This is a genomic window from Pseudomonas delhiensis (genome assembly GCF_900187975.1).
Taxonomy (GTDB): domain Bacteria; phylum Pseudomonadota; class Gammaproteobacteria; order Pseudomonadales; family Pseudomonadaceae; genus Pseudomonas; species Pseudomonas delhiensis.
Genome location: NZ_FZPC01000019.1, coordinates 128,195 through 140,805 on the forward strand (window position 1 = coordinate 128,195; position 12,611 = coordinate 140,805).

Genomic DNA, 12,611 nt, shown 5'->3' on the forward strand with positions numbered 1-12,611 from the left:
AGAACTACAAGTCACGTTCGGACTCGCAGTTCCCCCGTTCCGGCAAGGGGCGCTGCCGCCCTGGCTTTTAGCCTAATTGCCTATTGTGACCGGGGGAGAATGCTATCCCTGGCGTGAATGTCCGCTCGTCAGAACCCCCGGCAACCCGGTGAGAGGCCCGTCAATCCTGCCTCAGGCGCATCTATAGGTGTTAATTAATGTTTTTAATCTGAAATATGAGTGATCCCTGATGCCTGGAATTCCGTAGCAGATTTTTTACATTGACTACAGAGTCAGGAAATCCTCAGCAAGCGCCTCACGGCGCATGTTTCCTGGCTTTCGGGCTGGCGACGGGGCAGGCCTGGAAAAACGGCCTGGTCCAAGGCTGTGCAGGCGGGTGATGAAAAAAAAGAACGGCCACCCAAGGGTGGCCGTTGCCTGGCTGCGACAAAGCAGCGCGGTGAATGGGCCGGCTGCGTGCCGGCGAATGGCTCAGCCCTGGTCGGCGAGCACCTTGGGCAGCTGTTCGGCGAGCTTGGCGTTGTTCAGCGGGGCGCGGATGAAGCCGTGCTGGGTGCCGTCCGGGCCGATGACCACCAGGTTGCCGCTGTGGTCGACGGTGTAGTTGGGCTTGCTGGTGTCGGCCGGGATGTAGGGGATGCTCATGGCGTTGGCCAGCTTCTGGATGGCCTCGTCGCTGCCCACCAGGCCCTGGAAGCCGGCGTTGAAGAAGCCCAGGTATTCCTTCAGGCGCGCCGGGGTGTCGCGGTGCGGGTCGACGCTGACGAACACCACCTGCAGCTTCTCGCGCGCCTCGGGGGCCAGCTTGCCCTGCAGCTCGCGCAGTTGCGCCAGGGTGGTGGGGCAGACGTCCGGGCAGAAGGTGTAGCCGAAGAACAGCAGGCTCCAGCGGCCCTTGAGGCTGGCGGTGTCGAACGGCTTGCCGTCCTGGTCCTGGAAGGTCAGGGCCGGCACCTCGCGGCTCTGCGGCAGCAGCACGATGCCGGCGTCGAGCAGGGCGGCGGGGTCGAGGCGGTGTTTCTCGGTGAGCACCTTCTGCACGGTGAGGCCGAGGATGACGGCGACTATGGCTACCAGGATGAGGACGGTCTTGTTGACTCGGGACATGGGGTTCTCGTGGTCGGGAGCGGTCGAGGGGCGTTCATGGACGTAGGGCGTATAACCGTTCGCGGTCATACGCCGCTACACCCAAGCCTGCAGCCAACTCCCAGGTCAACCTCGGAGCCGTCTGGGGCCAAGGCCAAACGGCGGATAACGCGGAGCGTTATTCGCCCTACGACTCCTGTTACAGCGCGATGTGGATGGGCAGGTAATGGTCCACCAGCAGGGCGATGAACAGCAGGAACAGGTAGGCGATAGAGTACTTGAAGGTGCCGATGGCCGCATGGGGCCTGCTGTCGCTGTACAGCGCCCAGGCCCAGTCGAGGAAGCGCGCGCCCAGGGCCAGCGCGGCCAGCAGGTAGACCAGCCCGCTCATGTGGATGGCGAAGGGCATCAGGCTGACGGCGAACAGCACCAGGCTGTAGAGCAGGATGTGCAGCTTGGTGTAGCGCTCGCCGTGGGTCACCGGCAGCATGGGGATCTCGGCCTTGGCGTACTCGTCCTTGCGGTGCAGGCACAGGGCCCAGAAGTGCGGCGGCGTCCAGGCGAAGATGATCAGCACCAGCAGCAGCGGCTCGGCCGACAGGTGCCCGGTCACCGCCACCCAGCCGAGCATCGGCGGGGCGGCGCCGGCCAGGCCGCCGATCACGATGTTCTGCGGCGTGGCGCGCTTGAGGAAGCCGGTGTACAGCGCCGCGTAGCCCAGCAGCGAGGCGAGGGTCAGCCAGGCGGTGAGGGCGTTGGTGAAGGTCAGCAGCAGGCTCATCCCGGCCAGCGCCAGGAGCAGGGCGAAGCCCAGGGCCACGCTGGGCGAGAGGCGTCCCTCCACCAGCGGGCGGCGATGGGTGCGGGCCATGATCGAGTCGATGCGCCGGTCCACCACGTGGTTCACCGCCGCCGCCGCTCCGGCGCACAGGCCGATGCCCAGGTTGCCGAACAGCAGCACCGTCCAGGGCACGCCGCTGCGGGTGGCGAGCAGCATGCCGATCAGCGAGGTGATCAGCATCAGCAGGACCACCTTGGGTTTGGTCAGCTCCAGGTAATCGCGCCAGCCGGGTTGGCTGCGGGTGCCGCTCAGTACGCTGGCCATGTTCGACTCTCCGTTCGTTGAGTAGGGTTCAGCCTTGCGAGGGATAGGCCACCGGCCGTTCCAGCGCCGGCAGGGCGCGGGCCCGGCCGGCCCTGGCGATGCTGGCGGCGGTGACCGGCGAGCGCAGCCGGTAGTTGACCAGCACCAGGCTCAGCAGCAGGCAGGCGCCGCCGCCGTTGTGCGCCACCGCCACCGGCAGCGGCAGGTGCAGCAGCACGTTGCTGATGCCCAGGCCGACCTGCAGCGACAGCGCCAGCAGCATCAGCGCGGTGGGGTAGATCAGGCCTACGCGCTGCATGCGCCAGGCCAGCACCAGCAGCACCGCCACCACGCAGAAGGCGCCTATGCGGTGGGTCATGTGGATGGCCGTGCGGGCGTCGCTGTCGAGCTGCCCGCCGAGGTAGTTGGGGCCGATGTGCTGGGTCAGGTGGAAGCCGTTGGCGAAGTCCATCTGCGGCCACCACTGGCCGTGGCACATGGGCAGGTCGATGCAGGCCACCGCCGCGTAGTTGCTGCTCACCCAGCCGCCCAGGGCGATCTGCAGCGCCACCAGGGCCAGGGCGAAGGCCGCCAGGCGGCGTGGCGCGCCGGCGCGCTGCAGCGGTTGCACGGCGCCGGATAGGCGCAGGGCGAGGAGGAACAGCAGCGACAGGGTGGTGAAGCCGCCGAGCAGGTGCGCGGTGACCACCTGCGGCCACAGCTTGAGGGTCACCGTCCACATGCCGAAGGCGGCCTGGGCGATCACCACGCCCAGCAGCAGCAACGGCAGGCGCAGCGGCTGGCCGTCGCGGCCGCGGCGCAGCAGGGCGTGCACCGCCAGGCCGGCGATGAGCAGGCCGAGGGTGCCGGCGAAGTAGCGGTGGATCATCTCGTTCCAGCCCTTCTGCGCCTCCACCGGGGCCTCGGGGAAGTGCTGCTCGGCGTGGGCCAGCTGCGCCTCGCTGCTGGGCACGTGGATGAAGCCGTAGCAGCCGGGCCAGTCCGGGCAGCCCAGGCCGGCGTGGGTGAGCCGGGTGTAGGCGCCGAGCAGCACCACCACCAGCGCCAGGGCGGTGGCGAAGGCGGCGACGTGGAAGCCGGGTTTACGCGGTGTGTTCGTCATGCACAGCCCCCGTTCTTGTCGTTGTCGTGGCCTGCGCTCAGCCGATGTGGGAGAGCTTGAGCAGCAGCTGCAGGTCGCCGAGGATCTGCTTGCCGTTGGCGCCGGCGGCGTAGCGCAGCACCAGGTTGCCGTGGGGGTCGACTATCCACAGCTGCGGCGCCTGCTCGCCGGCGGCCGGTTGCAGGGCGTAGCGCTTCAGGCGCGGGTAGTCCTTGCCCAGCTGCGCCTGGAACTCCGCCGGCAGCGCCTGGGCGGCGGCCAGGGCGTGTTCGGCGCGGTTGGCGTCGCGGTTCAGGCCGATGTTGATCTGCCGCGCCAGGTATACCAGCTGCTGGCAGTCGGCGGCGCAGGCGGCGGGGGCGGTGACCAGCAGCTGCCAGCGGTCGCTGGCGGCGTCGGCCTGCACGCCCAGGTCGGCGGGCGTGCTGCCGTTGGCGATCAGCTCGCCGTGGTAGCTGCGGCTTTCCGGCACCCAGAAGCGGAACTTGTACATGCCGGTGGCCAGCAGCATCGGGCCGAATACCACGGCGAGGATCAGCAGCAGCTGCAGGCGCCCGCGGTTGCGGCGGCGCAGCTGGGTTTCATCGAGGGTCAGGCTGGTCATGGGCGGGCTTCTCCCGTGCGCGGCGGATGCCGAGGTAGAGGTAGAGGGCGAACAGGGCGGTGGCCATGGCGAACCACTGCACGGCGTAGCCGGTGTGGCGTTCGGGGGCCATGGCGACCACCGGCCAGTTGGTCTCGAAGGCGGCGTCGCCCGGTTCCAGGCGCAGCTCCAGGGCTAGGCCGTTGCGGTCCAGGGCCTGCCAGGTGGCGTCCGGGTCGACGCGGGTGACCAGCTGCGGCCAGGCCTGCTGCCGGGCATCGGCCAGCTGCAGGCCGCCGGGTGGCGGGACGTAGGCCCAGGCATCGAGCAGCAACTCGCCGCCGGGCGTATCGACGGCCGGCGCCACGCGGCGGTTGGGCCAGGGCAGCCAGCCGCGGTTGACCAGCACCCACAGGCCGCTGGCCTTGTCGTGGAAGGGCTGCAGCACCTCGACGCCGGCGGCGCCGTCGCGGGTGCGGTTGTCCAGCAGCAGGGTGTGCTCGGCGTCCAGGCGGCCTTGCAGGCGCACCCGCACGTAGGCCGGCTCGGCCAGGGCCTCGAGCTGCGTGACGGGAATCGGCGCGGCCTCGCGGCGCGCTTCGGCGGCGGCCAGCAGCACGCGCTTCTCGGCGGCGCGGGAAAGCTGCCAGCAGCCCAGGGCCACCAGCAGCGGGAGCAGCGCCAGGACCACCAGGGTCGGCGCCAGGCCCGGCCGGAAGACCGCCGCCACGCCGTGGCGCGGGCGGGAGTCGATGGCGTGCTGGCTATACTGCAAGTTACCCCCTCAGCAATCGGAGCCACGTCATGCTCAAGGCCGCGATCGTCGTTCTGCTGCTGGCCACCGTGGCCAGCCTGTTCAGCGGACTGTTCTTCCTGGTCAAGGACGAGGGCCACGGTTCCCGCGTGGTCAACGCCCTCACCGTGCGCGTCATCCTCGCCGCGCTCACCCTGGCCCTGGTCGCCTGGGGCTTCTACTCCGGACAGCTGGTCACTTCCGCTACCTTCTGAGCTTTTCGTAGGAGCGAGCTTGCTCGCGAACGACTCCGCAGCGGGGCTGGTTCGCGAGCAAGCTCGCTCCTACAAAGGTGTGCTTCCTCAAAGCACGTACACGAAGATGAACAGCCCGATCCAGACCACATCGACGAAGTGCCAGTACCAGCTGGCCGCCTCGAAGCCGAAGTGGTGCTCGGCGTCGAAGTGCCCGCGCAGGATGCGGATCAGCATGATGCTCAGCATCAGCGCGCCTATGGTCACGTGGGCGCCGTGGAAGCCGGTGAGCATGAAGAAGGTGGTGCCGTAGATGCCCGAGCCGAGGGTCAGGCCCAGTTCGCTGTAGGCCTCGTGGTATTCGTGGGCCTGCAGGAACAGGAAGGCCACGCCCAGCGCCACGGTGATCGCCAGCCACAGCTTCAGCGGGCCGCGGTGGTTCTTCTTCAGTGCGTGGTGGGCGAAGGTCACGGTGAAGCTGGAGGTGACCAGCAGGATGGTGTTGATCAGCGGCAGCTTCCACGGCTCGATGACTTCCTTGGGCGGCGGGAACAGCTTGTTGTCCGGGTTGCTCAGCAGCGGCCAGGTGTACTGGAACTCCGGCCAGAGCATGTGGGCGATGCCCTTGTGGCCCTCGCCGCCGAGCCAGGGCCCGGCGAAGTGGCGGATGTAGAAGAGCGCGCCGAAGAAGGCGGCGAAGAACATCACCTCGGAGAAGATGAACCAGCTCATGCCCCAGCGGAACGAGCGGTCCATCTGCGGGCTGTAGAGCCCGGAGCGGCTCTCCTTGATCACGTTGCCGAACCAGCCGAACAGCATGTAGGCGACGATCAGCCCGCCGGCGAAGAGGATCCAGGGCCCATGGGAGGCCTCCTTGCCGGCGCTGTAGTCGTTCATCCAGGTGCCGATGCCGAACAGCGTGGTGAGCAGGCCGATGGTGGCGATGATCGGCCATTTGCTCTGCGCGGGGACATAGTAGGGATCGTGGGTTGCCATTCTTGTTCTCCTGGGCCGGTCAGCGGTCGTTGCTGGCCACCGGTGGCTTGCGTGCGGTGATGTCGAACAGCGTGTAGGCGAGGGTGATGCGGTGGACGTCCGCCGGCAGGTCGCGGTCGACGATGAAGCGCACCGGCATCTCGATGCGCTCGCCCGGCTGCAGGACCTGCTGGGTGAAGCAGAAGCACTCGGTCTTGTGGAAATAGCGCGCGGCCGTGGAGGGCGCGATGCTGGGGATGGCCTGGGCGGTCATCGGCTTGTCGGTGGGGTTCTGCGCGACGAACAGCATCTGGTTCACCGCCCCGGGGTGCACCACGATCATTTCGCTCTCGGGGCGGAATTCCCAGACCATGTCGATGTTGTTGTTGGCCACGAAGTCGACCTTCACCTGGCGCGCCACGTCCACCTGCTGGAGGCCGCCCTGGTAGGCGCTTCCGGAAGTCTTGCCGTTGATGCCCAGGGCCTTGCACATGACGTTGTAGATCGGCACCAGGGCGAAGCCGAAGGCGAACATGGCCACCACCACCAGCAGCAGGCGGGTGACCAGCTTGCGCGTCTCGATATTGCCGTCGCTCATGTCGGGTCTCCTGTAGGAGCGAGGGGGGCGCCTAGCCCTTGCTCGCGAACAGCTCCGCAGCGGGGCCGGGTTCGCGAGCGAGCTCGCTCCTACGAAGGGCGGTTCATTTCACTTCCGGCGGGGTGCTGAAGGTGTGGTAGGGCGCCGGCGAGGGCACCGTCCACTCCAGGCCTTCGGCGCCGTCCCAGGGCTTGGCCGGGGCCGGCTTGCCGCCGCGGATGGTCTTGATGACGATGAACAGGAACAGCAGCTGGGTAGTGCCGAACAGGAAGGCGCCGATGGACGAGACCATGTTGAAATTGGCGAACTGCAGGTTGTAGTCCGGAATCCGCCGCGGCATGCCGGCCAGCCCCAGGAAGTGCATGGGGAAGAAGGCCATGTTCATGCCGATGAAGGAGAGCCAGAAGTGCAGCTTGGCCAGGGTCTCGTCGTACATGTGCCCGGTCCACTTGGGTATCCAGTAGTACACCGAGGCGAAGATGCCGAAGATCGCCCCGGGCACCAGCACGTAGTGGAAGTGCGCCACCACGAAGTAGGTGTCCTGGTACTGGAAGTCCGCCGGGGCGATAGCCAGCATCAGCCCGGAGAAGCCGCCGATGGTGAAGAGGATGACGAAGGCCACGGCGAACAGCATGGGCGCCTCGAAGGTCAGCGAGCCCTGCCACATGGTCGAGGCCCAGTTGAACACCTTCACCCCGGTGGGCACGGCGATCAGCATGGTGGCGTACATGAAGAACAGCTCGCCCACCAGCGGGATGCCGACCACGAACATGTGGTGCGCCCAGACGATGAACGACAGGAAGGCGATCGAGGCGGTGGCGTAGACCATCGAGGTGTAGCCGAACAGCGGCTTGCGGCTGAACGCCGGGATGATCGCGCTGACCGCGCCGAAGGCCGGCAGGATCATGATGTACACCTCGGGGTGGCCGAAGAACCAGAACACGTGCTGGAACAGCACCGGGTCGCCGCCGCCGGCCGCGCTGAAGAAGCTGGTGCCGAAGTGGATGTCCATCAGCATCATGGTCACGCAGCCGGCCAGCACCGGCATCACCGCGATCAGCAGGAAGGCGGTGATCAGCCAGGTCCAGACGAACAGCGGCATCTTCATCAGCGTCATGCCCGGGGCGCGCAGGTTGAGGATGGTGGCGATCACGTTGATCGCGCCCATGATCGAGCTCATCCCCATCATGTGCAGGGCGAAGATGAAGAAGGTCACGCTGTGCGGGGCGAAGGTGGTGGACAGCGGGGCGTAGAAGGTCCAGCCGAAGTTGGGGCCGCCGCCGGGCATGAACAGGGTGCTCACCAGCAGGCCGAAGGCCGCCGGCAGCAGCCAGAAGCTGAAGTTGTTCATGCGCGGCAGGGCCATGTCCGGCGCGCCTATCATCAGCGGCACCATCCAGTTGGCCAGGCCGACGAAGGCCGGCATCACCGCGCCGAACACCATCACCAGGCCGTGCATGGTGGTCATCTGGTTGAAGAAGGCCGGCTCGACGATCTGCAGCCCCGGCTGGAACAGCTCGGCGCGGATCACCATGGCGAAGGAGCCGCCGAGGAGGAAGGCGCAGAAGCTGAACCACAGGTACAGGGTGCCGATGTCCTTGTGGTTGGTGGTCAGGACCCAGCGCATCAGGCCCTTGGCCGGGCCGTGGTGGTGCTCGCCGGCGTGCGAATGCTCGGGATGGTCGATCACAGCGCTCATCGCAGGCTCCTCGTTATTTTTGCTTCTGCTTGTAGGCCACTACGTCTTGCGGTGTGACCATGTCGCCGTCGTTGTTGCCCCAGGCGTTGCGCTCGAAGGTGATCACCGCGGCGATGTCCACTTCCGAGAGCTGCTTGCCGAAGGCCGCCATGGCCGTGCCCGGGACGCCGTTGAACACGGTCTCCAGGTGGTGTTCCTTGGGCCCGGTGACGATCTTCGAGCCCTTGAGCGCCGGGAACATCGGCGGCATGCCCTGGCCCTCGGGCTGGTGACAGGCGGCGCAGATGGTGTGGTAGACCTTGTCGCCGCGGGCGACGAGTTCTTCCTTGGTCCACTCCTTGCTGGTCAGCTCCTTGAGCTTGGCGGCCTCTTCCTTGCGTTCGGCCAGCCACTTGTCGAACTCCGGCTTGGCCTTCACGTCGACCACGATGGGCATGAAGCCGTGGTCCTTGCCGCACAGCTCGGCGCACTGGCCGCGGTAGATGCCGGGCTCGTCGACCTTGGTCCAGGCCTCGTTGACGAAGCCGGGGATGGCGTCGCGCTTGACCGCGAAGGCCGGCACCCACCAGGAGTGGATGACGTCGCTGGAGGTCACCAGGAAGCGCACCTTGACCCCGGCCGGCAGCACCAGCGGGTTGTCCACTTCCAGCAGGTAGTGGTCGTCCTTGGGGTCCCTGTTGTGGATCTGCTCCTGGCTGGTGGCCAGGTTGCTGAAGAACTCCACGTCCTGGCCCAGGTACTTGTACTGCCACTTCCACTGGTAGCCGGTGATCTGCACGTCCAGCTCCGGCTCGGTGGTGTCGTACATGTGGATCAGGGTGCGGGTGGCGGGGATGGCCATCACCACCAGAATCAGGAACGGCACCACGGTCCAGAGGATCTCCACTGCGGTACTCTCGTGGAAATGCGCCGGCTGCTGGCCGGTGGAACGGCGGTGGACGATCATCGACCAGAACATGGCGCCGAAGACGATGATGCCGATGACCACACAGATCCAGAAAATGGTCATGTGCAGGTCGAACACGTTACGACTGACCTCGGTCGCCCCCGGGGTCATGTTCACCGTCCAGGCGGCGTGCGCCGGAGCGAACACGAGGAGCGACAGCAAGCCCATCCAGGTACGCGGATGTCGCAGCATTCGGGTTCCCCTTATCGTTGTTCTTATCCCGCCGGCAAATGCCAGCGGCCAAGGGAGCGACCGCCAAGACAGCAAACTTTGACCGCCGAGCCTCGGCACGTGCAAGGCAGGCCGGGTTCATCAGGTTCAGGTGTGTCGAGTCGGAGTATAGACAGGGTGCGCGACATAACAACGCAGCGTAAAAAAGTCGCCGTCAATTGCGAAAGATGCTCTCAAACCCACGCCAATCGTGGCTTTGCGTTACCATGGTGGCGGCTTGATATGCCCGAACCGCATAAAGGTTGCGCGATTATGACGATCGCGTCTTAGCTGGCGGACCCACCCGGCTAAGGTCTTTCTTCACCTTCCAAATCGAGTTGTCTTGGAGTTGTCATGAATATCGCAGCACTGCGCGAACTGATTCAGCAGGCCCACCAGCTCGAGACGCGCAACGGGCACCTGGCGCGGCTCATCCACAGCCAGATGGCAAGCCTGCACCCGAGCATCAACCTCAGCGGCGACGACGCCACCCAGGTGCTCACCCGCTTCGTCCATGCCTATATCGAGCAGGTCCCCGAGTTCCTCGAAGCCGCCACCAGCGTGGCGCGCAATGCCGGCATCGAGGCGCGCATCAAGCCGGTGCTGAAGGTCGCCGAGCACTTCTTCCTGACCCCGCCTGACCTGCTGGCCGGCCACGACGGCCTGGACGCGCTGCTCGACGAGGCCTACCTGGCGCACCGCCTGGTGGAGGAAGTGAACGACCGCTACATCGCCCACTTCGGCCAGCCGCTGATCCCGCTGGACACCACCGTGGCCAACCTGGTGGCGCACCAGCTGATCGGCGAGCCCTTCGCCAACCGCCTGGACGAGGCCGTGCACCATGCGGTGGAATCCATGCTCGACGACAGCGTCTTCTCCAGCCCCGCGGCACAGGCCTACCGCGCCCGCCTGAGCGACCCGCAGACGGTCACCGCCTGGAAGCAGTGGCCGTGCCTGTCGCGGCGTTTCGGCGTCGAATTGCATTTGAATTGATCAGGAGCGGCTGCAGGCTGCAGGCAAGAGCGAAGAGCCTGGTAGGAGCAACTGTCTTGCAGGCCGTGCCGGGATGCTCTTCGTAGGAGCGAGCTTGCTCGCGAACACACTCCGCAGCGGGGCCCATTCGCGAGCAAGCTCGCTCCTACGAAACGCATAGGCCCAGGGAGCAGGGGGACTACGCTCCTAGCTTGCAGCTTGCAGCTTGCAGCTTGCAGCTTGCAGCTTGCAGCTTGCAGCCGCCCTTATTGCCTATAACGCGGGCGCGGCGTCGCCATGGGGATCGGGCCTTCGCCGTCCAGCGGGCGGAAGCGGCCGGCCTCGGCGTCGTAGGCCTTGATCTGGCTGGTCTCGATGTCATAGACCCAGCCGTGGATGAACAGCTGGCCGCTGGCCAGGCGCGCGGCCACCGAGGGGTGGGTCTTCAGGTGGTCGAGCTGGGCCACCACGTTTTCCTCGGTGAGGATGCCCAGGGTCTCGTGGCTGGCGCAGCCGCAGTTCTGCTCGACCACCGTCTTGGCCACCTCGGCGTGGCGCAGCCAGGCCTTGACCGTGGGCATGCGCTCCAGCGTCTGCGGGTCGAGCACGGCCTTCATGGCGCCGCAGTCGGAGTGGCCGCAGACGATGATGTGGTGCACGCCCAGGGCCATCACGGCGAACTCGATGGCGGTGGACACGCCGCCGTTCATCTGCCCGTAGGGCGGTACCACGTTGCCGACGTTGCGGGTGACGAAGAGGTCGCCCGGCGAGCTCTGGGTGATCAGCTCGGGGACGATGCGCGAGTCCGCGCAGGTGATGAACATGGCGCGCGGGTTCTGCGCATGGGCGAGCTTCTTGAACAGCGCTTCCTGCTGCGGGAAGACTTCCTCGCGGAACTGGCGGAAACCTTCGACGATGTGCCGCAGGGCCTCGTCGGCGTTCTCCGTGATGTGCTCCTCACCGTGCGTTTTGTCGTTCATGTATGAGCCTCGAAGAGTGACGATGAATTTTCCCATGCTTGCCGACGTTCCGCCCTGGGGGAAAAGACACAAGCTGTCGGAAAAGTCTTTCGTGACCATTCGGTCACCGGTTGTAGGAACCTAGCCCAGCCAGCTTAATCGAAAATTAAACAAACGCTCTATCTCGGCTATTAGCAAGATTTTAACGGCATGATCGCGGGCGATATCGACAGGCTATCATGGCCGGACGATGTCACGGTTCCTCAGAACAGGCTCATCTGCGCCCGCGGCACCTGGAACAGCGAGCAGTCCAGCCCGGCATAGTCGCGGCGGTCCAGCCCCAGGCGCCGCGCGGCCACCTGGAAGCGCCTGGCCAGCAGGTCGGCGAACGCGCCCTCGCCGTGCATGCGCGTGCCGAAGCGGCTGTCGTAGTCCTTGCCGCCGCGGCTCTGGCGGATCAGGCTCATCACGTGCTCGGCGCGGTCGGGGAAGTGCGCCTGCAGCCATTGCTGGAACAGCTCGGCAATCTCCAGCGGCAGGCGCAGCAGGATGTAGCCGGCCGAGCGCGCACCGTTGTCGCGGGCGGCCTCCAGCAGGCGCTCCAGCTCCATGTCGTTGACCATCGGGATCATCGGCGCCAGCACCGCGCTGACCGGCACGCCGTGCTCGTGCAGGGTGCGCATGGCGCGCAGGCGCGCGCCGGGGCTGGCGGTGCGCGGCTCCATGATGCGCTTGAGCTCGTTGTCCAGGGTGGTGAGGCTGAAGGCCACGCTGACCAGGTTGAGGCTGGCCAGCTCGCCCAGCAGGTCGAGGTCGCGCAGGATCAGCGAGCCCTTGGTGATGATGTGCAGCGGGTGGCGGAAACGCAGCAGGATCTCCAGCGCCTGGCGCGTCAGGCGCTGATCGCGCTCCAGCGGCTGGTAGGCGTCGGTGTTGATGCCCAGGGCGATGGGCCGCGGCACGTAGCCGGGCTTGCTCAGCTCGGCCTCCAGGCGCTCGGCGAGGTTGGTCTTGGCGATCAGCCGCGTCTCGAAGTCGATGCCCGGCGACAGGTCCCAGTAAGCATGGCTGGGCCGCGCGAAGCAGTAGATACAGCCATGCTCGCAACCGCGGTAGGGGTTGACCGAGCGGTCGAAGCCGACGTCCGGCGACTGGTTGCGGCTGATCACCGTCTTCGCCTGTTCGCTGCGCACCTCGGTGGCGCGGCAGGGCGGCGCCTCGTCCTGGTACCAGCCATCGTCCTCGACCTCGCTGCGGGTCGGGGCGAAGCGGTTGTGCGGATTGCTGGCGGTGCCGCGGCCACGCGGAGGGAGGATGCTGGACATGAGCTGGCTCCGAAAAATACTGTATATAAATACAGTATCATTTTCCGAATGACAGCCCCCCACC

13 protein-coding genes are annotated in these 12,611 nt (G+C 66.4%); 2 read left to right on the forward strand and 11 right to left on the reverse strand.

Annotated elements, in window-relative coordinates; translation table 11 throughout:
• Positions 1-471: 471 nt before the first annotated feature.
• The 5 genes from CHC02_RS18135 to CHC02_RS18155 form a co-directional block, all read right to left on the reverse strand.
• The gene (locus tag CHC02_RS18135) at positions 472-1,107 is read right to left on the reverse strand and encodes an SCO family protein (RefSeq protein ID WP_089392842.1); all 636 of its coding nucleotides are present in this window, start codon (positions 1,105-1,107) and stop codon (positions 472-474) included.
• Between the two features lie 178 nt (positions 1,108-1,285).
• Positions 1,286-2,191 carry a heme o synthase gene (gene cyoE / locus CHC02_RS18140; protein WP_089392843.1) on the reverse strand — a complete coding sequence of 302 codons (906 nt, stop codon included), beginning with the start codon at positions 2,189-2,191 and terminating at the stop codon, positions 1,286-1,288.
• 28 nt (positions 2,192-2,219) lie between these two features.
• Positions 2,220-3,293 (reverse strand): COX15/CtaA family protein, encoded by a 1,074-nt coding sequence (locus CHC02_RS18145; protein ID WP_089392844.1) that lies wholly within the window; start codon positions 3,291-3,293, stop codon positions 2,220-2,222.
• Positions 3,294-3,330: 37 nt separating this feature from the next.
• Positions 3,331-3,897: a hypothetical protein gene (locus CHC02_RS18150; protein WP_089392845.1), complete on the reverse strand. Its 567-nt coding sequence runs from the start codon at positions 3,895-3,897 to the stop codon at positions 3,331-3,333.
• Positions 3,875-4,651 (reverse strand): SURF1 family protein, encoded by a 777-nt coding sequence (locus CHC02_RS18155; protein WP_089392846.1) that lies wholly within the window; start codon positions 4,649-4,651, stop codon positions 3,875-3,877. The genes CHC02_RS18150 and CHC02_RS18155 overlap by 23 nt, the downstream gene beginning before the upstream one ends.
• A gap of 29 nt (positions 4,652-4,680) precedes the next feature.
• Between CHC02_RS18155 and CHC02_RS18160 the strand changes: the two genes are divergently transcribed.
• The gene (locus tag CHC02_RS18160) at positions 4,681-4,884 is read left to right on the forward strand and encodes a twin transmembrane helix small protein (protein ID WP_009614697.1); all 204 of its coding nucleotides are present in this window, start codon (positions 4,681-4,683) and stop codon (positions 4,882-4,884) included.
• An 87-nt stretch (positions 4,885-4,971) separates the two neighbouring features.
• Here the strand turns inward: CHC02_RS18160 and CHC02_RS18165 are convergent, their stop codons facing one another.
• The 4 genes from CHC02_RS18165 to coxB form a co-directional block, all read right to left on the reverse strand.
• Positions 4,972-5,859, reverse strand: a complete 888-nt coding sequence (locus CHC02_RS18165; RefSeq protein ID WP_089392847.1) for a cytochrome c oxidase subunit 3 — start codon at positions 5,857-5,859, stop codon at positions 4,972-4,974.
• Between the two features lie 19 nt (positions 5,860-5,878).
• Positions 5,879-6,436 (reverse strand): cytochrome c oxidase assembly protein, encoded by a 558-nt coding sequence (locus CHC02_RS18170; protein WP_089392848.1) that lies wholly within the window; start codon positions 6,434-6,436, stop codon positions 5,879-5,881.
• Positions 6,437-6,539: 103 nt separating this feature from the next.
• Positions 6,540-8,135 (reverse strand): cytochrome c oxidase subunit I, encoded by a 1,596-nt coding sequence (gene ctaD / locus CHC02_RS18175; RefSeq protein ID WP_009614691.1) that lies wholly within the window; start codon positions 8,133-8,135, stop codon positions 6,540-6,542.
• A 13-nt stretch (positions 8,136-8,148) separates the two neighbouring features.
• Positions 8,149-9,273, reverse strand: coding sequence for a cytochrome c oxidase subunit II (gene coxB, locus CHC02_RS18180; protein ID WP_089392849.1), 1,125 nt, complete (start codon positions 9,271-9,273; stop codon positions 8,149-8,151).
• A gap of 372 nt (positions 9,274-9,645) precedes the next feature.
• Here coxB and CHC02_RS18190 point away from each other — a divergent pair, with 372 nt between their 5' ends.
• Positions 9,646-10,284 (forward strand): hypothetical protein, encoded by a 639-nt coding sequence (locus tag CHC02_RS18190; protein WP_089392850.1) that lies wholly within the window; start codon positions 9,646-9,648, stop codon positions 10,282-10,284.
• Positions 10,285-10,529: 245 nt separating this feature from the next.
• Here the strand turns inward: CHC02_RS18190 and CHC02_RS18195 are convergent, their stop codons facing one another.
• The gene (locus CHC02_RS18195; protein ID WP_089392851.1) at positions 10,530-11,243 is read right to left on the reverse strand and encodes a carbonic anhydrase; all 714 of its coding nucleotides are present in this window, start codon (positions 11,241-11,243) and stop codon (positions 10,530-10,532) included.
• A gap of 242 nt (positions 11,244-11,485) precedes the next feature.
• Complete coding sequence (locus CHC02_RS18200; protein WP_089392852.1) at positions 11,486-12,547, reverse strand: PA0069 family radical SAM protein; 1,062 nt, start codon at positions 12,545-12,547, stop codon at positions 11,486-11,488.
• Positions 12,548-12,611: the final 64 nt, after the last annotated feature.

Bases quoted from the DNA above. Each gene is read 5' to 3' on its own strand.
- CHC02_RS18135 (WP_089392842.1), bottom strand. From the start codon at position 1,107: ATGTCCCGAGTCAACAAGACCGTCCTCATCCTGGTAGCCATAGTCGCC.
- CHC02_RS18200 (WP_089392852.1), bottom strand. From the start codon at position 12,547: ATGTCCAGCATCCTCCCTCCGCGTGGCCGCGGCACCGCCAGCAATCCG.
- CHC02_RS18150 (WP_089392845.1), bottom strand. From the start codon at position 3,897: ATGACCAGCCTGACCCTCGATGAAACCCAGCTGCGCCGCCGCAACCGC.
- CHC02_RS18160 (WP_009614697.1), top strand. From the start codon at position 4,681: ATGCTCAAGGCCGCGATCGTCGTTCTGCTGCTGGCCACCGTGGCCAGC.
- coxB (WP_089392849.1), bottom strand. From the start codon at position 9,273: ATGCTGCGACATCCGCGTACCTGGATGGGCTTGCTGTCGCTCCTCGTG.
- CHC02_RS18195 (WP_089392851.1), bottom strand. From the start codon at position 11,243: ATGAACGACAAAACGCACGGTGAGGAGCACATCACGGAGAACGCCGAC.
- ctaD (WP_009614691.1), bottom strand. From the start codon at position 8,135: ATGAGCGCTGTGATCGACCATCCCGAGCATTCGCACGCCGGCGAGCAC.
- CHC02_RS18170 (WP_089392848.1), bottom strand. From the start codon at position 6,436: ATGAGCGACGGCAATATCGAGACGCGCAAGCTGGTCACCCGCCTGCTG.
- CHC02_RS18190 (WP_089392850.1), top strand. From the start codon at position 9,646: ATGAATATCGCAGCACTGCGCGAACTGATTCAGCAGGCCCACCAGCTC.
- CHC02_RS18145 (WP_089392844.1), bottom strand. From the start codon at position 3,293: ATGACGAACACACCGCGTAAACCCGGCTTCCACGTCGCCGCCTTCGCC.
- CHC02_RS18165 (WP_089392847.1), bottom strand. From the start codon at position 5,859: ATGGCAACCCACGATCCCTACTATGTCCCCGCGCAGAGCAAATGGCCG.
- cyoE (WP_089392843.1), bottom strand. From the start codon at position 2,191: ATGGCCAGCGTACTGAGCGGCACCCGCAGCCAACCCGGCTGGCGCGAT.